The following is a 22288-nucleotide window of genomic DNA, read 5'->3' as shown; positions in this document are numbered from 1 at the left end:
TTTATAGCCGGCTTTTTTGCGCGGTCAGAGACAGGAAAGCCCGGCATTTGCCGGGCCTCCAGAGAGCTTGCTTGCAATTCGGCTTACCGAATCAGAGGCGCTCCCACACAGTTGCAATGCCCTGCCCAAGACCGATACACATGGTGGAAACACCAAGCTTACCGCCTTTGGCCTGCATGACATTCAGCAGGGTTGTTGAGATACGCGCACCAGAGCAGCCCAGCGGATGGCCCAGGGCAATCGCGCCGCCGTTCAGGTTCACTTTCTCCGCCATTACGCCCAGCAGTTTGAGGTCTTTCAAAACCGGCAGGGACTGGCCAGCGAAGGCTTCGTTCAGTTCCCAGAAGTCGATATCCTCAACCTTCAGGCCTGCACGCTTGAGCGCCTTTTTTGTGGCCGGAACCGGACCGTAACCCATGATTGCGGGATCACAGCCGGCAACAGCCATGCTGCGGACCCTGGCAATCGGCTTCAAACCCAGGGCCTCGGCACGCTCTGCCGACATGAGAACCATCGCTGCAGCGCCGTCGGTCAACTGCGAAGAGGTACCGGCAGTAACGGTGCCATTCTTCGGATCAAAGGCCGGCTTCAGCTGGCCGAGTGACTCCACGGTTGTGTCCGGACGAATGGTCTCGTCTTCTTCGATCAGCTTCACAAAGCCATTCTCGTCGTGACCTTCGATGGGCACGATTTCGTTATTGAAACGGCCTTCAAGAGTTGCTTCATGGGCAAGACGGTGTGACCGGGCACCAAACTCATCCTGCTGCTTACGGGTAATGCCATGCATCTTGGCGAGCATTTCTGCAGTAAGGCCCATCATATTGGAGGCCTTGGCAGTGTATTTGGACGCAGCGGGGTTGTGGTCGAAGCCTTCAGTCATGGGAACGTGCCCCATGTGCTCCACACCACCAACAACGAACACATCGCCATTACCGGTCATAATGGCTTGGGCAGCCGTATGGATCGCGCTCATGGAGGAACCACACAGCCGGTTCACTGTCTGAGCCGCAGACTCATGGGGAATGCGGGTCAGCAGAGAAATCTGCCGCGCCACGTTGAAGCCCTGTTCCTTGGTCTGGTTTACACAGCCCCAGATCACATCTTCAACTTCTTTCGGGTCGAGCTTCGGGTTGCGCTCAAACAGTGCTTCAATCAGAGCGGCGGACAGGGTTTCTGCACGCACATTCCGGAAACAACCGTTTTTGGCACGACCCATCGGAGTCCGCACGCAATCGACGACGACAACGTCTCTCGGATTAAGGCTCATAGATCTTTCTCCGTTCGGAATCAGGGTTAGCCAAAGAATTTTTTGCCAGTCTTGGCCATTTCACGCAGCTTCTCGGTCGGGTGATACAGAGGACCAAGATCTGCAAACTTGTCTGCCAGTTCGACGAACTTGTCTACACCCATGTCGTCGATATAACGCAGGGCGCCGCCACGGAACGGCGGGAAACCGATACCGAAAATCAGACCCATATCAGCATCTGCCGGATCTTCGACAATGCCATCTTCCAGGCAGCGAACGGTTTCCAGGCACAGCGGGATCATCATGCGGGCGATGATGTCGTCTTCCTCGAAGTCCTTCTTACCCTCAACCACAGGTTCAATGAGCTTGTAGGTTTCTTCGTCGACAATCTTCTTCGACTTGCCCTTACGGTCTTCTTCGTACTTGTAGAAGCCCTTGTCGTTCTTCTGGCCGTAGCGGTCGTTCTCGAACATCACGTCAATGGCGGACTTGAAGTCGGCCTTCATGCGGTCCGGGAAACCATCTGCCATCACTTCGTTGGCGTGCTTGGCGGTGTCCATGCCAACCACATCGAGCAGATACGCCGGGCCCATGGGCCAGCCGAACTTTTCCATGACCTTGTCGATCTTCTGGAAATCGGCGCCGTCACGCACCAGCGCGGCAAAGCCACCGAAGTACGGGAACAGAACACGGTTAACCAGGAAGCCCGGGCAATCGTTGACAACGATCGGAGTCTTGCCCATGGCCTTGGCATAAGCCACGGTGGTCGCGATAGCACGATCACTGGTCTTCTCGCCTCGAATAACCTCAACCAGCGGCATCATGTGCACCGGATTGAAGAAGTGCATGCCACAGAAGTTCTCCGGACGCTTCAGGTTCTTGGCCAGAAGGTTGATGGAGATGGTGGAGGTGTTGGAAGTCAGGATGGTGTCCTCGCGAACCGCATCTTCGGTTTCACGCAAAACCGCATCTTTGACCTTCGGGTTCTCGACAACGGCTTCAACTACCAGGTCTACGTTCTTGAAATCACCGTAGTTAAGGGTCGGCGTGATGCTGTTGAGGACGTCTGCCATCTGGTCAGGCTTCATCTTGCCTTTATCGACCCGCTTGGTCAGAAGCTTCTTCGCTTCCTTCAGGCCCAGGGCGATACCGTCCTGGTTGATGTCCTTCATGATAATCGGAGTGCCTTTCAGCGCAGACTGGAATGCAACACCACCACCCATGATACCGGCGCCCAGTACAGCGGCCAGGTTCACGTCATTGGCTTCTTTCTCCCAGGCCTTGGCCTTCTTCTTCAACTCCTGGTCGTTCAGGAACAGACCAACCAGGCAAGCCGCCACGTTGGTTTTGGCCATCTTGGCAAAACCTTTGGCTTCAACTTCGATCGCCTTATCGCGTGTCATGCCGGCGTGCTTCTGCATCACCTTGATGGCTTCAACCGGGGCCGGGTAGTTCTTGCCGGCCTTGCCGGCAACAAACGCCTTGGAGATCTCGAATGCCATCATGCTTTCCATGGCATTGAGTTTGATTTTGCCCTTCTTTTCTTCACGCCGGGCCTGGTTGTCCAGCTTGCCTTCGTTGCACTGGTTAATGATCGCAACGGCAGCTTCAACCAGCTTGTCGGACTCAACCACGGCGTCAACGGCACCAACTTTCAGCGCTGCATCGGCGCGGTTCTCGGTGCCACCACTGATCCACTCTACAGCGTTGTCGACACCCACCAGACGGGACAGACGCACGGTACCGCCAAAGCCCGGGAAGATACCCAGCTTCACTTCCGGAAGACCAACTTTGGCCTTCGGGTCCATAACCCGGTAATCGGTCGCAAGGCACATCTCGAAACCGCCGCCCAGCGCCATACCGTTGATTGCGGTAACAGTCGGGAACGGCAGGTCTTCAACGGCGTTGAATACTTCGTTGGCCTTGAGGTTGTTGGCTACCAGATCCTCTTCCGAGCCAGCAAAGAGCTCGGTGAATTCGGTAATGTCGGCACCGACAATAAAGCTGTCCTTGGAGCTGGTCACTACCAGACCCTTAAGGTTCTTTTGCGCTTTCAATGCGTCAGTCGCGGCGTGGAGCTCTTCAATAGTAAGACGGTTGAACTTGTTTACTGACTCGCCCTGCAAGTCGAAGTTCAACTGAGCGATCCCGCCTTCGATCTCTTTAACCGTGATGGCTTTACCTTCGTAAATCATCAACTGATCTCCAGTCTGTGTTTGGAACTGCTTCCAGCCGGATGGTGTTTTCAGTTCACCAGTGCGGCTGTTTGTGCAGCGAGATTTAGGTCACTGCCCGATCATCCGATTCAGAAATTCATACAGTCGTTTGAATCGTGAGGGCACACGATGAAAAAAAACGGCGCATTTGTCAATTTGTTTCTTTCGGAAGAGGCGCAAAAGTCCCGGAAAAACCGGAGGCGCCTGAAGAAAATTGGAATGGAATTGTTATGTTTCAGTGAACTGGAAGCTACTTCTAAGACAAAACCAGAACTTCATCACGCAAATTTAAAATTTATTTACATTTGCGGGCGCCTGCGCCACCAAAACTGCTTGATTGGCTGCCGGAGTTACTTTACCTTCGATCTACGACTTTGGTCCACAATAATAAAACAGCATTACGGAGAGCCATCCGATGAAAGACGCCAACCTGCGGATACGCGCCCTGTTGACCGCGCTTATTCTTCTTGCACTGACCTCTATGGGTGCCCGCGCTCAGGACGGTGCCAACGGATTCCTCTCCGACCTACACAATTTCCGGGTCAGTAACTACGTAGCTCTGGATGCCTTCTACCGTTTCAGCGGAACCGGCGATACCAACACCCTGAACGAGATTGTGCAGGGTATCAACTCAGCCAACGACTCCATGAATTCTATTGCCGGCAGCGATTCCGGAGTGCTGTCTGCCGAAGAGATTGAGGGGCTGAACCAGGAGTTCGACAAGTTCAAGAACCTGATGCGTGACAACATCAATGATGTGCGCAACCGGGGCTATCCGGATCTGCGTTTGGTGTCCGACATGGCCAACCAGGCTCTTGCCATGAACGAAGAGGCAACGGAGCTCTATCGAATCGCGCAGGACAGCTCAGAGACCGAGACCGACCCCAGAGTTGAGGCAGCCCGGTTGGCGGCCGTAAAAATGGCGCAGATGATGGCCAAGTATTCGGTACGCACCAACTCATCAGTGGCCCAAACGTTTCAGGGCTCCTCATCTGAAACGCCGCTTGATGTGCAGGCCGCAGAGCTGGACGCATTGCTCCAGACTGTGATGCAGGGCGAAGGTACACCGGAACTGAAAGCAACCCTCAACGATATTTCGTCCAAATGGCAGTTCATCCGGGGCTCCTACATCAACTACAACGAAAAAAATGTGGGTTTCGTGATTGACCGCTATTCCAAAGGTATCCTGAAGGGACTTGCTGCCACCATCAAGCTCCTGAAAGGCAGCGCCTAATTCTCCCCCGCCTTTTCTGGCAGGCCTAATTGCTTGCCGGAAAAGCGTTTTCCGCCGTCTATATTGATACCTGTCAGTTTCCCACTAGACTTTTCCGATTAGATTTAAGGTACTATCCTCAAGACAATCCCGTGCGCGAAGGAGCGATGCCATGTCCGCCTATAAGAAAATGCTTGTTGCCATTGATCTGACCGAAGAAGCCCCGCAGGTGCTCGACAAGGCGAAAGCCATTAGCGAAGCCCATGGTGCGGAGCTGATGCTGGTTCATGTTGTTGAGCCCGTTGGTTACGCCTATGGCGGTGATATACCAATGGATCTGACGGAACTTCAGGATCAGCTCGACAAGGCTGCCCGTGAGCAACTGGGCACCTATGGTGATCAATACGGAGTTTCCAAGACCAACCAGGTGGTCACGGTCGGGCGCCCGGAATCTGAAATTCACAGGCTCGCCAAAGAGCAGGACGTGGATCTCGTGATTGTCGGTAGCCACGGGAGAAAAGGCTTTCAGCTTTTGCTGGGCTCAACCGCCAACGGGGTTCTGCACGGTACCGAGTGCGACGTTCTGGCCGTGCGGATTCACTGAGACTTACGGGACCGAAAGCCCGGGCTTTGCCCCGGGTCCGGTCTGTCAGGCAGAGCTATTCACTCCCCTCCCCGCCCATTTTTGCCTCAAGCTTCCGAAGCTGACTTTCCAGCGAGAAGCTGACACTTGACGCCATCGAGAAGAAATTCAGTAACGCTTTCAGATTACTGTCACCCTTGCAGACCGAATGAATGCGCTGCCAAAGGGCCTGATTTACAAGCTGCAATCTCTGATTTCTTTCAACAAGCCCCTTCAGATCCCAGTCTGGCGCCCGATGATTGCGCTTGGCGAAATACTGCTGCAGCAGGTAATGAGACACGCTGCGCATAATGAATTCATCGGTATTGGCAAAAGGCAGGTGGTGCACAGCCATAGGCTTGAGCTCTGACAGCACAGGGCAACCGCTGGTTGCCATTTTCAGCCCAAGCAAAGATCTGAGAGCTTCTTCCAGTGCAGTCTGTTTCACATAGCTGCGCCGGTCGTCCGTAACCTTCACCTCAACCTTCTGGTAGGCATCTTCTGCCTGAAATGCTTCGACAACAGGCAGTATCTCAGTGGCTGCCGGGCAATAAGGCGTGTCTGCAGCCTTCAACGGGCAGTTACTGCACTGACAATGCTCGAGTTTGGTCCACGAGGGCAATGATCCGGACGCCGGTGACGGCTGATCAGTGACTTTAAACTCGACGGTTCGTCCGTCCTGAAACCTGAAATCGTAGTTCACATTCATTGATTTGCCTGTTCCTCCAGCTCCATCCACCGCTCGATAACCTTCTCCAGACGGTTTTCCGTTTCCGTCAATGCTTCCAGAGTGTCCGAGACTTCGTTTGGTGGGCCTGAATAAAAATCAGCCGAGGAAATCTTTTCCTTCAGGCCGGCGACTTCCTGCTCCAGCGCCTCGATCTGCCCGGGCAGCTGTTCGAGCTCCAGCTTGAGCTTGTAGCTCAGCTTGACGGGCTTACTCTGTTCCGGGGGCGCTGCCTGTTTTGCACTTCCTGGCGCCTTTTGTTCACTTTTGTTTACGGTTTGCTTTCCCGATTTTCTGGCTTTGTCCTGTTTGTCCGGCCGATTACCTGTCGCTTCCGAAGGGAAACGCCCGCCCTGCCGGCGCCAGTCGGTGTAACCACCGACAAACTCCCGCACTTTGCCCGACCCATCGAGGAATACCGTTTCAGTGACCACATTATCAAGAAACTCCCGGTCGTGACTGATAACGATCACTGTTCCGGCAAATTCCGCCAACTGTTCTTCCAACAACTCCAGTGTCTCCACATCCAGATCGTTGGTCGGTTCATCAAGCACCAGAATGTTCGCAGGCTTGCTGAACAGCTTGGCAAGCAGCAACCTCGCACGTTCGCCACCAGAGAACACACTGACGGGCGACCTGGCCCGTTCCGGTGTGAACAGAAACTCCTGCAAATAACCAAGCACATGCTTGCTCTGACCATTAATATCAATGAATTCACGGCCCTCGGAGAGGTTGTCCAGTGCATTCCGGGTCAGATCCAGTTCGCCACGAAGCTGGTCAAAGTAGGCCACTTGCAGATTGGTCCCCAGACGCACTGAACCTTCAGTTGGTTCCAGGTCTCCGAGCAAAAGGCGAACCAAAGTGGTTTTGCCGGTCCCGTTTTCGCCCACGAGGCCGATCTTGTCACCCCTGAGGATAGTCAGGTTCATATCGCGGATCACCGGCGTGCCATCGGGATAGGCGAAGCCCGCATCCCGGGTTTCAACCACCAGCTTGCCTGAACGGGCTGCATCCTCTACCGCGAAGCTTGCGGTACCGCCACGTACTCTCCGTTGCCGGTGTTCCTCGCGCATGGCCCGAAGCGCGCGCACCCGGCCCATGTTGCGAGTCCTCCTCGCCTTGATACCCTGGCGAATCCAGGCTTCTTCCTGCTTGAGCCGCTTGTCGAACAGCGCGTTCTGCCGCTCTTCCTCTTCCAGCGCTTTTTCCTTCAGTTCAAGATAACGGTCATAGGTGGCGGCAAAGCTCACCAGCTTCCCCCGGTCCAGCTCAACAATTCGGGTGGCCATGCGCCGGATAAACGCCCGGTCGTGACTGACAAACAGCATGGCGCCACGGAACTGACCCAGAGCTTCCTCCAGCCATGCGATGGCAGGCACATCGAGGTGGTTCGTAGGCTCGTCCAGTAACAGGATATCCGGATCAGCGACCAGGGCTTTTGCCAGCAGCACACGGCGTTGCCAACCGCCGGACAGCGTGTTCAGCGTCTGATCCGGGTCGACACCGTACTGGCCGAGAATGGAGGTTACCTTCTGATCCAGCCGCCAGCCATCAAGGGCTTCCAGGCGTTCCTGGACTTTCATCAGGCGGTCCAGGCTGGACTCATCCGCATGCTGGGACAGCTGATGAAATTCCGCCAGCAAGGCCCCGGTTTCCGGAAACGCACCGGCAACCACTTCATAGGCAGTGCGGGAATCCTCCGATGGCAGGTTTTGTGGCAGCACCGCAAGCACTGAGCCGTCATCCAGACGCACCACCCCGCCATCAGGTACCACTTCTCCACTGACAATCTTGAGCAGGGTGGACTTGCCTTCGCCATTCCGTCCCAGCAAACACACACGCTCTCCGGCGTCGATTACCAGCGATGCCTGGTCCAACAGCGGGTGCATTCCAAAAGCCAGGGAAACTGAGTCCAGCGTTAACAAAGGCACGTTTATTTTTACTCCGATTTGTTGATGGTAACGGGATCACCAACCCGGATAATTCCCGGTGATTCATGAATGGCGTTCTGGCCGAAGATCACGCCGTCAGGCGTTCTTCGATAGCCTGACAGGGTTCTGAGTGGCTGCAAGGCGGCGTCCTTCTTCCCCGTTGCAGGGTCCACGGTGGTCATCACACAGCGGGAGCAGGGCTTGACAATGCTCAGACTGTTGTCACCAATGGTCAGCTGCTGCCAGCTGTCCTCGTCCCATGGCTTCGCACCCTCCACCACGATGTTGGGCCGGAACCGGCGCATCTCTACCGGCGCATCGAGGCGCCCGTTCAACTCCGAAAGCGATGCCATATTGGTAATCAGGAACGGAAAACCATCGGCAAAGCCGACACGCCGATATTCATCCACTCGCCCGGCATCAACACGGCGGAATGAACTGTCCGGCATATAAACAAACCGTACTGACTTACCACAGAACCGGCTTAAGGCTTCGCTGGCTTCAGGCTGCCCGATAACGGCCTTGACCCAGTCACGCCAAACCAGAACCCTTACCTCTCCGTCAGCCCCGGCCATATCATCAATGGCCATCAGGGGAAACGCGCCCTCACCCGGAATGTCGACAATCACATTGCCTCTCTCCAGAGCGGTAGCAACCATTGCCAGTTCCGGATGCTCCCTCTGGGTCACGAAACGGCGGTCATCGTCGACGATCATCCAGCGCCTGTCTGCCACCGGGCCGAAATCATCGGTGTCAAAGCTGCTCACCTCTATGCCGGACAGGGACTTGACGGGGTATACAAACAGCGAATGTACTTTCATGACAGGCATGCCTCCCCCACAGAATCAGGATATGAAACAGGCTGCCGAGTATACCTGACCAGAAACCACGGCGCCGAGTTTGTGGTGGCCAAATACGAAAAAACCCGGCCTTTTTCAAGACCGGGTTTTCTGAATCTGGAGCGGGAAACGAGATTCGAACTCGCGACCCCAACCTTGGCAAGGTTGTGCTCTACCAACTGAGCTATTCCCGCACTGCTGATCGGCTGTTACCGTCAACGGAGGCGTATTCTACGGATCCAACCGGCGCCGTCAACCACTTTTTTGCAGGTTTTTGCCCGCCAGCGTTGTGTTATCGCACTTGAGGAAACCTGAACTGTGTAACCACTCCTGATCGGGATAGTACTTGAAAACAAGCTGGCCACCCTTGAGATTATCAACTACCTGCCGGATGACCTGATTGTCCACCGCTGGACAGCCGTGGCTTCTGCCTATCCGACCGTACTTGCTGACCCAGCTATCACTCACATAGTCCGCTCCGTGAATAACAATCGCTCGCTGCCGGGCATGATCGTTGATGCCCGGCTCAAGTCCATCGAGCCGGAGGGCATATCCATGTTTTCCATAGTAGGACTCTCGTGCCTGAAAGAGTCCGATACTGGACTGGTAGCTGCCTTCAACGTTGGAAAACTCTGTCGATTCGAAATTCCCGGAATTCTTGCCATGGGCCACAAGGTCCCGGAGCACCAACTGGCCCTTCTCCAGATCAAAAATCCACATCCGTTCTTCACTGGAGGGTAACGAAAAATCGATAACCGCCAGTCGCTGCGGCATTTCGACGCCATTGGAAACGGCACAGCGTGATGCGTTGAACGCCGTCTTTAGCACAGTGCTGTCCAGCTTTGGAGCTGCTTCACTCAATTGGCTCAGCAACTTATCGTCAAGCGAAGCAGCAAACGATGAGAGAGGAAGCACCGCAAATACGGCCGCAAGAAGTCCAGTGGGTAGGAACCGCCGCGAATTCACCATTACAAGTCCCCGATAGAATACGTGCGGGTGGCGGCGAAACACCGCGACCCCGATCAAAAGTAAGTGTTGCGCATTCTATCAGGCAAAATAGCCAACCCCGTCAAAATGTACATTTTTTATACAAAATTTTAAGGAAGCCGCCGCTTTCATGATCCGGGCAATCAGGGCTCACAAGGAGAAGCGCTATTGGAGCCGCCCTACTGGCCGAATCGCTGACCGTTCTGCAAGTAAGCCTCTTCTTCTGGCGTGGCCCCCCGCCCCAGAGCCTTGTTCCGGTGTGGAAAGCGGCCGAACCTGATGATAATGTCGCGGTGATCCCGGGCGGACTGAAGAAAGCTACCCAAAAAGTCTGCGAGGAGCCCCTGCGTAGATCGGGCAAGCTGCTCGTAGCATTCTACGGAAGTGTCCTGGTCTTCCTTGCGCTCGGAGTGTTGCAGAGGCATATACAGAAAAGCCCGCTGAACCGGAGGAAGCAACATATCCTGCCCCTTCTGCATGGCCTGCCTGCAGAGTTTTCGCGCCTGCCGATCCTGATCAAACGCCATCGCGCCGCCCCGAAAGATGTTTCTGGAAAACTGATCGAGCAATAGAACTTCGGCCAGTATACCTCCGGCTTCCCGCCTCCAATGCTCCAGCCCCTGCTCCGAAGCGAACAGCACCATCGAGAGAAAGCGGCGGCGGATTTCCTGATCGAACTTTCGGTCTGACCGGAACCATTTGTTTCTGTGGTCACTGTCTGGCAGACCATGCGCATCCAGTTCACCAAACCAGAAATCCAGAATCTCTTTCCAATCGAACATTCTGTGTCACCCTGTTACTTTAGATTCTGTTGCGCCCGTTTTCGGGCTGACACTCCGGACTTACGACAGGCCCCCATCAAACTGACTACTCAGGAGAGGCGATGAACAGCCCCCGCATTATTCTGCTGGCACACGGAAGCAGTGACAAGCGCTGGTGTGAAACCTTTGAACAGCTCGCCCAACCCACACTCAAGGCTGTCGATAATGCTCGTATTGCCTACATGGAACTGGCGGAACCTTCCATGGACACGGTCATTGCCCAAGGCGTCGCGGAAGGCGCCAGAAGCTTCACCATCGTGCCCCTGTTCCTGGCGGCCGGGCGCCATCTGCGCAAAGATGTTCCTGCGATGATCGAAGAACTCGAGCGTGCCCATGGCACAAGCATACATCTGGCGCCGCCGATCGGAGAAAATCCACTCCTCGGGCAGGCCATCCGGGATGTTGTTATGCTTCAGTTGGAACAGACACCGTCCTGAGCCGGACGCTCAAAAAGCACGCGTGCCAACCAGACGGCACCGGGAGGGAGTAGCATGACAAAAAGGATTCTGATTACCGGCGGTACCGGATTTATCGGGCACGTGCTTTGCCGGGAACTGCTGGCGCGCGATCATGAACTGACCGTTTTCAGCCGGCAACCGTCAGAAACCGTCAAAGCCTGCTGTGGCCGGGTTGAGGCTATCCGTGATTTGCAACAACTCCGCTCCCACCCAGGGTTCGATGGCGTCATCAATCTGGCTGGCGAAGGCATTGCGGACAAGCGCTGGTCAGAGGATCGTAAACAGCAACTTCGGGACAGCCGGATCGGTGTCACTGAAACGCTCGTCGCCGTGATACGCAGCTGGGAACGGGCTCCTGAGGTCCTGGTCTCAGGCTCCGCAGTGGGCTTTTATGGAGACCAGGGCCCGGCCTTGGTAACCGAAGAGACCAGCCCACATGATGAGTTTACCCACCGCCTGTGCCGGGACTGGGAAAATGCCGCCCTCCCTCTCGCCGACGACGGCGTAAGAGTGTGCTTTTCACGAACCGGTGTCGTCGCCGGTCCTGGAGGCGGCTTCCTGGAGCGCATGATTCCGCCCTTCAAGCTGGGGCTTGGCGGCCGCCTCGGCAGTGGCACCCAGTATATGCCCTGGATCCACCGGGACGACGTTGTCGAAGCACTGATCTGGATGGTCGAGAATACCAGCGCCTCAGGACCGTTCAACGTGGTCAGCCCCAATCCGGTCACCAATGCCGAATTTACCCGCTGCCTTGGCAAAGTTCTTCACCGTCCCACTGTGTTTCCCGCTCCGGCACCGGTGCTCAAGGTCGCACTGGGGGAAATGGCGCGCCTCCTTTTAACGGGCCAGCAGGCCATTCCGGCAAGGCTCACCGGGGCAGGATTTCAGTTCCGGTATCCCGAACTGGAGCAGGCGCTGGCCCATTCGGTTAATCCGGGGGCGGCACGGTGACAGCAGCCCGCGCATGGGCCGCCGCCTCTCTGCTGCTGGCCGCGGCCTGTGGCTGGGCCGGCGACAAGCCCAGGCACAGTTACGAATCCTGCAGCCTGATTACCAGCGAATACCTGACGGTACTGCAATTGGCCAGCCGGGGGCTCAGCGCAGACGTTTTAAAGCAAAGCCTTCCAGACATCAGTAGTGAAGCCACGAATAGAGTCGAAAAGCTGGTCAGATTTGCTGAAGAAAACGGAATTGAGGAGATGCACTCAACCATCCACGCCGAGTATGCCCGTTGCGCAAAATCGGTGTTCGAGCAACGCGGCCTTCCCGATGAGGGCACCCGTGAAGCCCATTTTCACTACTGCGCCGGTGAAAACAAGGTTCGATACGAGATCATCATGGCCGCAATCATCGGGGCCGACAGGCAGGAGGTGGTGGCCAAAGTCCGCCCGGTTCACAGGGGGACAGCTGAAGCGATCTATAACATGAAGGAATCCGACAGCACCGAAGCACTGTTCGATAATCTGGCCAGCGAACTGAAGCGCTGCATAAATCAACGCCCTTAATTTTTTCACAAAAAGGCGTTGACACTCCCCGGAGCCTTACTTAATATACGCGCCACCTCGACGAGGCAAGGTATTGAAAACGTTGCGTCCCCTTCGTCTAGTGGCCTAGGACTCCGCCCTTTCACGGCGGCAACAGGGGTTCGAACCCCCTAGGGGACGCCAATTTCCTTTCCTTGATGCTCCGGCAGCTTTTACATGCCCGGCAACATCAAATCGGCTTCTGGCCGTGCTTGCCTTCTTTTCTGTCCTGATGTCCGTGCGCCTTCTGATCCCTCATCACGAAGATGCCCACGCCAACAAAAAAACCAACCACCAGCAATACGGTTGCAATACCTGCGATAACAACAGCGTCCATATACATTTTGCTTCTCCTTCCGACAGTAAACTTGATTAAACTCAGGTTACGCCCGGCACGCCTGCAAGTTATTGATCCAGATCAACAGAGTAGATACGGGTCGTGTACGCATAAATACTGAACCACAACACATTTCTCTCGATTTTTCCTGCATTTGCAAGGCATTCGAAAGAGACTGCTGCTATAGTCGGAAACAAAGGGAATTCTCCGATCTACTAACCGGTTTGGGTGGCTGAAGTTTACGACATGCCAAAACTGTTGACACGTCTCCAACGTTTTCGCACTGGCTCGCCCCTGTCCTTCAGGCTGTTGGCCTGGATTCTTGTATTCAGCTCCGCCTTCACCCTTGTCGCCTCAGCTCTTCAGATCTATTCAGACTACCGCAAGGACCTTTCCCAGATTGACAACCGCATGCAGGTCGTCGAATCCGGTTATGCATCCAGCCTGGCACGGAGTCTGTGGGCTCTGGACCAAAAACTGCTTCAGACCCAGATGGAGGGCATACTCAGCCTGCCCGATGTGGTCCACCTTCGGCTCAGGATTGAACCGGATTCCGAGCTGGTCATGGGTGACATTCCCCGGGGGGCAAAAACCACGTCCCACAGTTTCAGCCTGGTTCACCAGGGTGATGAAATGTTCAAACTGGGAGAGCTTACAGTCACCGCGGATCTTGACCGGGTTTACGATGAACTGCAGCGTAAAGTTGGGGTCATTCTGTTCACCCAGTTCCTGAAGACCTTCTTTGTTTCGATATTGATTATCTGGATCTTCCAGCATTTCGTGGCACGGCATCTGACCACCATGGCGAACTATGCCCGGGACTTTTCGCTCAAAACGACCTCCCAGCCTCTCACCCTGGACCGCCCGAACACCCCATCAAACCGCAATGACGAGTTGGGCCGGGTGACCGATGCTATCAATCAGATGCGAGAACGACTGAATGCCGATATGGAGCGGCAGCAGAAAGATGCCGCAGAAATCCGCAAGTTCTCCAAGGCCATTGAGCAAAGCCCGTCCTCGGTATTGATCTGTGACCGGCAGTGGCATATTGAATTCGCCAATCAGAAGTTCACCCAACTGACGGGTTATGAGGCAAAATCCATTCTGGGCAAACACCCCGGTGCGCTGGGGGAAAGCGATATTGAAAACCGGGAAAACCGGCACCTGTGGCAATCGATTCGGCTTCAGGTGCAACGCGTTGGGGTGTGGCAGGGGGAAGTGAACAGCGTTCGCCGCAATGGAGAGCGGTTCTGGGAGCAGTTGATTGTCACACCTATCAAGGATGAGGCCGGTGGCACAACCGGATACCTTATCCTCGGCGAAGACATCAGCATCAGAAAACGCTACGAGCAGCAACTGCTGCGCCAGGCCAACTACGACATCCTGACCGGCCTCCCCAACCGGATGCTGGCCCTGGATCGCCTGAAGCTTGCGCTGGCCCAGGCGCGACGCGAGAGCACCCTGGTGGGTGTGATGTTCCTGGATCTGGACAACTTCAAGCACATCAACGACACTCTTGGTCACGACGCCGGCGACAATCTGCTGATTGAAGCGGCACGCCGGATCTCCAGCTGCCTGCGGGGCACCAGTACGGTTGCCCGCCTCGGTGGCGATGAGTTCCTTGTCATTTTGCCTGGCCTGACCGGCCCGGAAGCATCATCGCAGGTCGCAGAACGTATTCTCAAGACGTTCGCACCACCCTACATACTGAATGGCCAGGAAGTGTTCGTGACCACCAGTATCGGGATTGCAATCTTCCCAACGGACTCCGACAACAGCGGCACACTGCTTCAGCACGCCGATGCCGCCATGTACCAGGCAAAGCACAAGGGCAAGAGCTCCTACGCCCATTTCGCGCCGGAAATGACCGAGGTGTCCCACGAGCGTCTGAAGATGGAATCCAGTATGCGCCGGGCTCTGGAGCTAAAGGAATTCGAGCTCTACTACCAGCCCATCGTGAATACGGATTCCGGCAACCTCTCTGCGGTCGAAGCGCTGCTGCGCTGGAATAATCCCGCCATGGGCATGGTGATGCCGGATCGCTTCATCCCGCTGGCGGAGGAAACCGGCCTGATCACTCCCATCGGCGAGTGGGTTCTCCAGGAGGCCTGTAGGGCGGCGATGGGGTGGAAGCTGTCGACCGGAAAGGACATCGGCATCTCCGTCAATGTCTCCCCCCGTCAGTTCCGCGATCCCGGATTTACCGAGACCGTAATGCATGCGCTCTCGGCCAGTGGCCTGGCGCCGGAACAGCTGGAGCTGGAAATCACCGAACGCCTGATCCTGGACAACTCTATCGAGACAGCAGAAATCCTGCGCCAGCTCGACAAAGCCGGCATTCGCTTGTCGGTCGACGATTTTGGAACCGGCTACTCGGCCCTGAGCTATCTGAAGAGCTACCCGTTTGATACCCTGAAAATTGACAAGTCTTTTGTCCAGGATGTCATGAGAGAGCCTGAAGATGCCTCTCTTGTACGGGCGATCATCAACATGGCCCACAGCCTGGGGCTGCGGGTCATCGCCGAGGGCGTGGAAGAAGAAGCACAGACCCATTTCCTGAAAAAGGAAAATTGCGACTTCTCCCAGGGTTATTTCTACAGCCGTCCCCTGCCGGCCCCGGAGTTTGACGCCTGGCTCGCCAACAACCATCGGGTATAGATTCAAAACCGCCGGAACCTCATTTCCATGGAAGATACCGTACTTGTCGTTAACTGCGGCAGCTCATCAATAAAACTTGCGCTATTTGACGGCAAACACCGGAAACTGGCATCGGCCCTCGCCGAGCGCCTAAACCAGAACGGTGCTTTTGCCCGCATTGATGGCGATCAGCAGACCATTCCCCTGAAGCCGGACGCATCCCAAGACGAGGCTCTCGAAGCACTGGTCACGGCATTTCGGGACCGCAAGGTGATGGCATCCGTGCCCGCAGCCATAGGCCACCGGGTGGTTCATGGTGGAGAAACCTTTCGCGAAGCGGTCCTTATCGACGAGGGCGTTGTCAGCGCCATTGAAGACTGCGCAGGGCTTGCCCCCCTGCACAACCCGGTCAATCTTTCGGGTATCCGGGCAACCCTTACGCTGTTTCCCGATGTTCCCCAGGCGGCGGTATTTGACACCGCGTTTCATCAGACTCTGCCAAAACGGGCGTTCCTGTATGCCCTTCCGGAATCCTGGTATCGGAACTGGGGCGTACGCCGCTACGGATTTCACGGCACCAGCCACGCCTTTATGGCTCTGGAGGCCGCCCGCTTATTGGGCAAGACACAGGCAACCACGTCTGTCATTTCCGCCCATCTGGGTAATGGATGCAGTATTACCGCCATCCGGGATGGAATCAGCGTGGATACCAGCATGGGCCTGACCCCCCTCGAGGGATTGGTTATGGGTACCCGGAGCGGCGATGTGGACCCAGGGCTGTTTGATTTTCTGCGCGGCAAGGGAGTCGGCGCCGAAGAGGTTCATCGGGTTCTTAACCAGGAAAGCGGTCTGCTGGGCCTGTCCGGGCAGAGCAATGACATGCGCTCGTTGTGCGAGCTCGCCGACCACGGCCATGAACCCTCTCAAACAGCAATTGATGTTTTCTGCTTCCGTCTGGCCAGATACATTGGCGCCATGATGGCGTCGCTCCGGCATCTCGATGCTCTGGTTTTCACCGGAGGGATCGGCGAGAACAGTGCCCGGGTCAGGCAGGAAACCGTCAGCCATTTACGACTCATGGGTTTTAAACTCAGTGAGGAGCTTAACAAACACCATGGTGAAATTAGTGACGGCCGGATTGAAAGTGCCGATTCCCGGTTCCCGGTTCTGGTGATTCCCACCAACGAGGAGCTGGTTATTGCGCGGGAGGCCTCACGGCTTGCCGGCGCGGCGGATCCGTCCTGACCACCACGCATTACCAGGAACACGATAATGGCAAAGAGTCTCTTCATTGCACCAACCTCCCTGAACTCCGGCCTGACCTCCGTTTGCCTCGGGCTGTTACGGGCCCTGGAACGGGTTGGCGTGAGTGTCGGTTTCTATAAACCCTTCTGCCAATCCGTCCACCGTGCAGAATCCATGCATAACGACGGCCAGGATTCGTCGGTGGCCTTTGTCCGTGCCAGCAGTCACCTGAGTCCACCGGCCCCGATTCCTTTAAAAGAAGCCCAGCAACTGCTCAATCGGGGCAAATCGGATTTCCTGCTCGAAAGGGTGGTGGGCGAGTACCAGAAGGTCTCCCGTGACGTCGACGTCGTCATCATTGAGGGCCTGGTGCCCGACCGGAGCGAGGCCTATATCGCCCGGCTGAATGTGGAAGTTGCCCGCAACCTGGGCTCTGACGTGATCCTCGTCAGCACACCAAAAGCCCTTGATGCCCGGCAGATGGATGAGGAGCTGGATTTTTCCTCGCGCCTGTTTGCCAATCCTAGCGATCCTGATGTGATCGGGGTGATTCTGAACAAGGTTGGCGAACCGGAACAGTCTGGGCTTGAGCCTCGCTCCAATCCCAATCAACCCAGCACGGTTACCCTCGATTATCGAACCCAGTGCAAGGTCTTCAGTGAAGGCAGGTTCCGGCTGATTGCCGAGATACCCTGGCAGCCAGGGCTTCTTGCACCGAGGGTCTCCGACATTGTCCGGGAATTAGGGCTGCCGGTGTTGAACAAAGGCCAGATGCAAGCCCGACGGGTACAGAAGGTTTCAGTGTGCGCACGAAGCATCCGGAACATGACCGAAACGCTCAGGCCGGGCACCTTGATGGTAACGCCCGGCGATCGCGAAGACATTGTTGTAACAACGGCCGTTGCAGCACTTAACGGGGTTCCCCTCGCGGGCTTGCTGCTCACTGGGGGGCTCATGCCAGACCAGCGGGTCATAGATCTCTGCCACCGGGCCCTGGATACCGGCTTGCCGGTTCTCGGTTCCGATGCCAATACCTATGAGTCTGCCCACATGCTGGCAAACCTGTCATCGGCCATTCCCATTGACGATCCAGACCGCATCGAAAAGGCCATGGAAGCAGTCGCCACCCGCATAGACACAGACTGGCTGCAGCAGCACCTCAAGGTCGACCGCCAGAGCCGGCTTTCTCCCCCGGCTTTTCGTTATCAACTTTCAGAACGCGCCCGCGCTGCTGATAAACGAATTGTCCTTCCGGAGGGCAGCGAGCCGCGGACCGTCCAGGCGGCCATTATCTGTCACCGCCGAAAACTGGCTCGCTGCGCCCTGATTGGGAAGGCATCAGAGATCCGGCGGGTCGCGGATTCCCAGGATCTGGAACTGCCGGAGGATATCGAGATTATCGATCCGTCAGAAGTGCGGGAGCGCTACGTTGGGCCAATGGTGGAGCTCAGAAAACATAAAGGGCTGACTCCGGATATGGCGGAAGCCATGCTCGAAGACAACGTTGTCCTGGGCACCATGATGGTGGCTCTGGATGAGGCTGACGGTCTGGTTTCCGGCGCCATTCACACCACCGCCAACACCGTTCGCCCTGCCATGCAGCTGATCAAGACTCATGACCAGGCAAAAGTCGTGTCATCGGTGTTCTTCATGCTGCTTCCGCAACAGGTGGTAGTGTACGGAGACTGTGCCATCAACCCGGACCCGAATGCCGAGGAGTTGGCAGATATTGCTATCCAGAGTGCCGAATCGGCCGAAGCCTTCGGCATCGAGCCTGTGGTTGCCATGATCAGCTACAGTACCGGCGAATCAGGAAGCGGCCAGGATGTCGACAAGGTAAGAGAAGCCACCCGGATTGCCCGCGAACGGAGACCGGATCTGCTGATTGACGGGCCCTTGCAGTACGACGCTGCAGCCATAGAGAGCGTCGCCAGGAGCAAGGCTCCTGACAGCAAAGTGGCGGGCAAGGCCACGGTGTTTATATTCCCGGATCTGAACACCGGGAACACCACCTATAAAGCGGTTCAGCGCAGCGCAAATGTCGTCAGTATCGGCCCGATGCTGCAGGGCCTTCGGAAACCGGTCAACGATCTCTCCAGAGGAGCACTGGTCGAAGACATTGTCTTTACAATCGCGCTGACTGCGGTGCAGGCAAAACAGGTCGAAAACGCCGGGCTGAACGGAACCTGAGGCTATACCCCCGAATCAGCGCTTGAGACTCTTCTGGCGCTTTTTCTTCGGGCTGGGCCCCTGTTTCTGGTCATTATCCTTTTTTACCTTCTGGCGCGGCGTCAGCCGATCAACCTTGCTGGCAAAGGGATTTTCCCCGGCCCGGAACTCAAACCGGATGGGTGATCCGGTTACCTTCAGCACTTTGCGGAAGGTGTTTTCCAGATAACGCTTGTAAGAGCCTGGCAGCGCGTCCACCTGATTGCCGTGAACAACGATGACCGGCGGGTTTGAGCCACCCTGGTGGGCATAACGGAGTTTGATTCGCCGCCCCTGCACCATCGGCGGCTGATGCTGGGCAACGGCATCCTGCAATATTGCGGTCAGGCGATTGGTCGGCCACTTGGCCATGGCAGAGTCGTAGCAGGCTTCGACCGATTCGTACATAACGCCAACGCCGGACCCGTGCAACGCAGAAATGTAGTGCTTGTCAGCGTAATCGAGAAAATCGAGGCGGCGCTTAACCTGTTCCTTCACCTTGGCCCGATCTTCGGGGTCCATGCCGTCCCATTTGTTCACGGCGATGACCAACGAGCGGCCGGCGTCCAGAACAAAGCCGATCAGGTGCAGATCCTGATCCACCAGTCCCTGCCGTGCATCCATCACCAGAATCACCACGTGGGCATCATCGATTGCCTGCAGCGTTTTGATAATGGAAAACTTTTCGACTACTTCGCTGACGTTCTTGCGTCGGCGAACACCGGCGGTGTCGATCAGTGTGTACTGTTTGCCCTGGCGTTCGTAAGGGACGTACACACTGTCCCGGGTTGTACCCGGCATATCGAAAACAACCACCCGGTCCTCGCCAAACATGCGGTTCACCAGGGTTGACTTACCCACGTTCGGGCGCCCGACTACACCGATACGAATACCCGGATAACGATCTGCCCGGTCCTCCTCTTCCCTGTCCTCTTCGGACGGCAAGAGAATCTCCAGCATTGACCGGATACCCCGGTTATGGGACGCGGCAATCAGGAAAGTGGATTCGAAGCCCAGGCTGTAAAAATCGGCTGCTGCGATGTCCGGGTCCTGACCATCGGTCTTGTTTACGACCAGGTGAGCCTGCTTACCAGACCGGCGCATTTGATCAGCAATGAGTTCGTCGCCCGCGGTAAGTCCGGCACGGCCATCCACCAGAAACAGGACAATGTCAGCTTCTTCCACTGCCTGCATGGACTGCCGTGCCATCTCGAGATCAAGACCCTGCTCGTCACCCGTGAGCCCGCCGGTATCAATAACAATGAAGCGCTGGCCCTCGTAGCTGCCCTCACCGTATTTGCGATCGCGGGTAAGGCCAGGGAAGTCCGCAACCAGGGCATCCCTGGAACGGGTCATCTGATTGAACAGGGTTGATTTGCCAACGTTGGGACGTCCGACAAGGGCAATTACTGGGGTCATAATAGGTGATTAATCCTGCGGCTGAACCTGGAATACGGCCAGCTTTCCGCTGTTGCCGAAAACCAGCAGGTTACCATTGGCTAGCCGCTGGGCTGGTACGCGGATACCCTCATCATCGAACTCAAGCTGCCCGACCAGACTGCCATCCTCACGATCGAGGGCGTGCAGATATCCTTCATAGTCACCGACCACCAGATAGTCTTCGTAGACCATGGGCTGGGTCAATTGGCGCCACGCGAGACGGTCCTGGGTCCAGAGTTCCTTCCGGTCTGAGCCGCGAAGAGCAACCAGTTCACCATTTGCCGATGCAAGGTAAATGTCACCCCCGCCGATCATAGGCGAGTAAAGGCTGGACGCTTCCCGGCTCCAGATCTCCTGCCCCGTGCGGATATCAACCAGCGCAAGCTTACCCTGGTAACCTACCGCCAACACCGCAGTTTCAATCACCAATGGCTGGCCCGCCACATCAACAAGACGCTCAAGCTCAGTACGCCCTTCCGGCTGACCGAGCTCATATTGCCACAAGGGCTGACCAGAGTCCGCAGCCAGTGCCATCAGCTTGCCGTTGGCAAATGAAGCGATGACTACATCACCACCCACCAAAGGCGCCGCGGCCGCCCTGATCGAAAGCACAGGAACCGAGCCATCATACTGCCAGCGCTTTTCCCCATCCGCGGCACTGAAACTCAGCACCTTGCCATCAATGGTCTGGGCAACCACAAGTGACCCGTTTGACTGAGGAGCAGAGAGCACCTCGGTCGGCAGTGACTGCCGCCAGACTTCAGAGCCATCCTCCCGGGAAAGCGCAACCAGTTCAGCATTCTGAGTGGTTAGATAAAGTTGTTCACCGTCTCCCCCGAGACCGGAGAAAATGCGATCATCCAACTCGTTTTCCCAGATTACCTTGCCGGATTCCGGGTCAACAGCGTAAAGCTCGCCGTCGGCCGAGGCGGCAAAAATCCGGTCACCCGCGTTCAGGGGCGCAAGGTAAAGGAAATCGCCATCATGTCCGTCCCCGACCGACATGCTCCAAACCCTTTTAAACTCGGCGGACGCCTCAATGTCGGGTACCGGAACGGGCTGTTCAAAGGTGTCGGTGGTGCTGCAGCCGGATAGCCCGCCGAGAACCATCAGCGCCATGAGCAATCCGCGATTCAGCAACCTGTTGCACAAACCCGGCATCAGGCGTCCTCCCCGACACCAAGGTCAGCCAGTTTCAGCTCCAATACACCGCTACGTCCCTGCTGGCTCTTTTCGCGGGCAGCAAGATAGGCCTCGCGGGCTCCCTCGCGGTTGCCCTGTGCCAGAAGAATATCACCACGGAGTTCGGAATAGATGGCGTCGAAAGCGTCGGCACTGCCCGCGGCATCAATTGTCGAAATTGCTTCATCGTACTGGCCGGCAGAAAACTGCGCGCGGGCAAGACGATTACGCACAACCAGCGCCAGGGCCTTGTTTTCGCCGGCCTTCTCCAGTGCCCAATTGAGAGACTCGATGGCCGCCTCGGCATCGGCTTCATCCATCAGCTGCTGGCGAGCAAGAATCAGGTTGCCATATACCGCATAGGCACTATCCGTGTAGTCCTCACGCAGTGTTTTTGCCACGAAGGCAACGGTTTCACCGCTGGTTTCATCAGCCTGGTTGCTGAAGGCATTGAGGAGGTTGGCAAACTGGTTGGCCGCTTCAGTCCGTTGCTGCGCCTGGTGGTTTTGCCAGGCCTGCCAGCCAAAAACGATGGCCAGGGCGGCGGCAATACCGATAAGAAGGGAGCTGCCATTTCTCTTCCACCAGTCCTTGATCGCCTGGATCTGTTCTTCTTCGGTGCGCAACTCAGCCATGAGGACTCCTGTAGTCGTATT

At 56.3% G+C, this 22288-nt stretch carries 19 protein-coding genes and 2 tRNA genes; 9 read left to right on the top strand and 12 right to left on the bottom strand.

Going from position 1 to position 22288, the window contains the following annotated elements; all coding sequences use genetic code 11:
- Positions 1-91: 91 nt before the first annotated feature.
- Positions 92-1267: an acetyl-CoA C-acyltransferase FadA gene (gene fadA / locus CLH62_RS18535; protein WP_099619682.1), complete on the bottom strand. Its 1176-nt coding sequence runs from the start codon at positions 1265-1267 to the stop codon at positions 92-94.
- 26 nt (positions 1268-1293) lie between these two features.
- On the bottom strand, positions 1294-3441 hold the full coding sequence (gene fadB / locus CLH62_RS18530; RefSeq protein WP_099619681.1) for a fatty acid oxidation complex subunit alpha FadB: 2148 nt from the start codon (positions 3439-3441) through the stop codon (positions 1294-1296).
- Between the two features lie 436 nt (positions 3442-3877).
- On the opposite strand from fadB, the gene CLH62_RS18525 reads away from it, so the two are divergent.
- Together CLH62_RS18525 and CLH62_RS18520 are read left to right on the top strand one after the other, a co-directional pair.
- Complete coding sequence (locus tag CLH62_RS18525; RefSeq protein WP_099619680.1) at positions 3878-4696, top strand: hypothetical protein; 819 nt, start codon at positions 3878-3880, stop codon at positions 4694-4696.
- Positions 4697-4847: 151 nt separating this feature from the next.
- Entirely contained in the window at positions 4848-5279 is a 432-nt protein-coding gene (locus tag CLH62_RS18520; RefSeq protein WP_099619679.1) for a universal stress protein, read from the top strand.
- A 55-nt stretch (positions 5280-5334) separates the two neighbouring features.
- Here CLH62_RS18520 and CLH62_RS18515 read toward each other — a convergent pair whose 3' ends face one another.
- The 6 genes from CLH62_RS18515 to CLH62_RS18490 form a co-directional block, all read right to left on the bottom strand.
- The gene (locus CLH62_RS18515; RefSeq protein ID WP_099619678.1) at positions 5335-6006 is read right to left on the bottom strand and encodes a DUF6901 family protein; all 672 of its coding nucleotides are present in this window, start codon (positions 6004-6006) and stop codon (positions 5335-5337) included.
- A complete protein-coding gene (locus tag CLH62_RS18510) occupies positions 6003-7955 on the bottom strand; it encodes an ATP-binding cassette domain-containing protein (protein WP_099619677.1) in 1953 nt (650 codons plus the stop codon). Before CLH62_RS18510 ends, CLH62_RS18515 begins: the two co-directional genes overlap by 4 nt.
- 8 nt (positions 7956-7963) lie before the next feature.
- Entirely contained in the window at positions 7964-8776 is an 813-nt protein-coding gene (locus CLH62_RS18505) for an MOSC domain-containing protein (protein ID WP_099619676.1), read from the bottom strand.
- A gap of 136 nt (positions 8777-8912) precedes the next feature.
- Positions 8913-8988: transfer RNA gene (locus CLH62_RS18500), tRNA-Gly, on the bottom strand.
- A gap of 58 nt (positions 8989-9046) precedes the next feature.
- The gene (locus CLH62_RS18495) at positions 9047-9763 is read right to left on the bottom strand and encodes a murein L,D-transpeptidase catalytic domain family protein (RefSeq protein WP_099619675.1); all 717 of its coding nucleotides are present in this window, start codon (positions 9761-9763) and stop codon (positions 9047-9049) included.
- 197 nt (positions 9764-9960) lie between these two features.
- Complete coding sequence (locus CLH62_RS18490) at positions 9961-10563, bottom strand: DUF924 family protein (RefSeq protein ID WP_099619674.1); 603 nt, start codon at positions 10561-10563, stop codon at positions 9961-9963.
- Positions 10564-10664: 101 nt separating this feature from the next.
- On the opposite strand from CLH62_RS18490, the gene CLH62_RS18485 reads away from it, so the two are divergent.
- From CLH62_RS18485 to CLH62_RS18470, 4 genes are all read left to right on the top strand, one after another.
- Positions 10665-11039, top strand: a complete 375-nt coding sequence (locus tag CLH62_RS18485) for a sirohydrochlorin chelatase (RefSeq protein ID WP_099619673.1) — start codon at positions 10665-10667, stop codon at positions 11037-11039.
- A gap of 54 nt (positions 11040-11093) precedes the next feature.
- Positions 11094-12011 carry a TIGR01777 family oxidoreductase gene (locus tag CLH62_RS18480; protein ID WP_099619672.1) on the top strand — a complete coding sequence of 306 codons (918 nt, stop codon included), beginning with the start codon at positions 11094-11096 and terminating at the stop codon, positions 12009-12011.
- On the top strand, positions 12008-12565 hold the full coding sequence (locus CLH62_RS18475) for a hypothetical protein (RefSeq protein ID WP_099619671.1): 558 nt from the start codon (positions 12008-12010) through the stop codon (positions 12563-12565). The genes CLH62_RS18480 and CLH62_RS18475 overlap by 4 nt, the downstream gene beginning before the upstream one ends.
- Before the next feature lie 86 nt (positions 12566-12651).
- A tRNA-Glu gene (locus CLH62_RS18470) sits at positions 12652-12727 on the top strand.
- A 46-nt stretch (positions 12728-12773) separates the two neighbouring features.
- On the opposite strand, the gene ccoM is transcribed toward CLH62_RS18470, so the two are convergent.
- Positions 12774-12926 carry a cytochrome c oxidase subunit CcoM gene (gene ccoM / locus CLH62_RS21685; protein ID WP_170005829.1) on the bottom strand — a complete coding sequence of 51 codons (153 nt, stop codon included), beginning with the start codon at positions 12924-12926 and terminating at the stop codon, positions 12774-12776.
- A gap of 240 nt (positions 12927-13166) precedes the next feature.
- Here ccoM and CLH62_RS18465 point away from each other — a divergent pair, with 240 nt between their 5' ends.
- From CLH62_RS18465 to pta, 3 genes are read left to right on the top strand one after another with little or no spacing between them, the layout of a single operon-like run.
- Positions 13167-15578, top strand: coding sequence for a bifunctional diguanylate cyclase/phosphodiesterase (locus CLH62_RS18465; protein ID WP_099619730.1), 2412 nt, complete (start codon positions 13167-13169; stop codon positions 15576-15578).
- 27 nt (positions 15579-15605) lie between these two features.
- A complete protein-coding gene (locus CLH62_RS18460; RefSeq protein ID WP_099619670.1) occupies positions 15606-16802 on the top strand; it encodes an acetate/propionate family kinase in 1197 nt (398 codons plus the stop codon).
- Positions 16803-16829: 27 nt separating this feature from the next.
- A complete protein-coding gene (pta, locus tag CLH62_RS18455) occupies positions 16830-18992 on the top strand; it encodes a phosphate acetyltransferase (protein ID WP_099619669.1) in 2163 nt (720 codons plus the stop codon).
- A gap of 15 nt (positions 18993-19007) precedes the next feature.
- Here pta and der read toward each other — a convergent pair whose 3' ends face one another.
- The 3 genes from der to CLH62_RS18440 are packed head-to-tail and all read right to left on the bottom strand — an operon-like array spanning position 19008 to position 22267.
- Positions 19008-20429, bottom strand: a complete 1422-nt coding sequence (gene der, locus CLH62_RS18450) for a ribosome biogenesis GTPase Der (RefSeq protein WP_099619668.1) — start codon at positions 20427-20429, stop codon at positions 19008-19010.
- A gap of 9 nt (positions 20430-20438) precedes the next feature.
- The gene (gene bamB, locus CLH62_RS18445; protein WP_099619667.1) at positions 20439-21611 is read right to left on the bottom strand and encodes an outer membrane protein assembly factor BamB; all 1173 of its coding nucleotides are present in this window, start codon (positions 21609-21611) and stop codon (positions 20439-20441) included.
- Positions 21611-22267 carry a YfgM family protein gene (locus CLH62_RS18440; protein ID WP_099619666.1) on the bottom strand — a complete coding sequence of 219 codons (657 nt, stop codon included), beginning with the start codon at positions 22265-22267 and terminating at the stop codon, positions 21611-21613. The genes bamB and CLH62_RS18440 overlap by 1 nt, the downstream gene beginning before the upstream one ends.
- Positions 22268-22288: the final 21 nt, after the last annotated feature.

Origin of the sequence: Marinobacter guineae (assembly GCF_002744735.1) — a bacterium.
GTDB lineage: Bacteria > Pseudomonadota > Gammaproteobacteria > Pseudomonadales > Oleiphilaceae > Marinobacter > Marinobacter guineae.
Note: the sequence above shows the minus strand (reverse complement) of the source record. Positions and strands in the feature narration are given on the sequence as shown.

Coding starts and splice junctions, on each gene's coding strand:
- pta (WP_099619669.1), top strand. CDS start 16,830: ATGGCAAAGAGTCTCTTCATTGCACCAACCTCCCTGAACTCCGGCCTG.
- der (WP_099619668.1), bottom strand. CDS start 20,429: ATGACCCCAGTAATTGCCCTTGTCGGACGTCCCAACGTTGGCAAATCA.
- CLH62_RS18505 (WP_099619676.1), bottom strand. CDS start 8,776: ATGAAAGTACATTCGCTGTTTGTATACCCCGTCAAGTCCCTGTCCGGC.
- CLH62_RS18525 (WP_099619680.1), top strand. CDS start 3,878: ATGAAAGACGCCAACCTGCGGATACGCGCCCTGTTGACCGCGCTTATT.
- CLH62_RS18440 (WP_099619666.1), bottom strand. CDS start 22,267: ATGGCTGAGTTGCGCACCGAAGAAGAACAGATCCAGGCGATCAAGGAC.
- fadA (WP_099619682.1), bottom strand. CDS start 1,267: ATGAGCCTTAATCCGAGAGACGTTGTCGTCGTCGATTGCGTGCGGACT.
- ccoM (WP_170005829.1), bottom strand. CDS start 12,926: ATGTATATGGACGCTGTTGTTATCGCAGGTATTGCAACCGTATTGCTG.
- CLH62_RS18490 (WP_099619674.1), bottom strand. CDS start 10,563: ATGTTCGATTGGAAAGAGATTCTGGATTTCTGGTTTGGTGAACTGGAT.
- CLH62_RS18520 (WP_099619679.1), top strand. CDS start 4,848: ATGTCCGCCTATAAGAAAATGCTTGTTGCCATTGATCTGACCGAAGAA.
- fadB (WP_099619681.1), bottom strand. CDS start 3,441: ATGATTTACGAAGGTAAAGCCATCACGGTTAAAGAGATCGAAGGCGGG.
- CLH62_RS18465 (WP_099619730.1), top strand. CDS start 13,167: ATGCCAAAACTGTTGACACGTCTCCAACGTTTTCGCACTGGCTCGCCC.
- CLH62_RS18515 (WP_099619678.1), bottom strand. CDS start 6,006: ATGAATGTGAACTACGATTTCAGGTTTCAGGACGGACGAACCGTCGAG.
- CLH62_RS18485 (WP_099619673.1), top strand. CDS start 10,665: ATGAACAGCCCCCGCATTATTCTGCTGGCACACGGAAGCAGTGACAAG.
- CLH62_RS18460 (WP_099619670.1), top strand. CDS start 15,606: ATGGAAGATACCGTACTTGTCGTTAACTGCGGCAGCTCATCAATAAAA.
- CLH62_RS18480 (WP_099619672.1), top strand. CDS start 11,094: ATGACAAAAAGGATTCTGATTACCGGCGGTACCGGATTTATCGGGCAC.
- bamB (WP_099619667.1), bottom strand. CDS start 21,611: ATGCCGGGTTTGTGCAACAGGTTGCTGAATCGCGGATTGCTCATGGCG.
- CLH62_RS18495 (WP_099619675.1), bottom strand. CDS start 9,763: ATGGTGAATTCGCGGCGGTTCCTACCCACTGGACTTCTTGCGGCCGTA.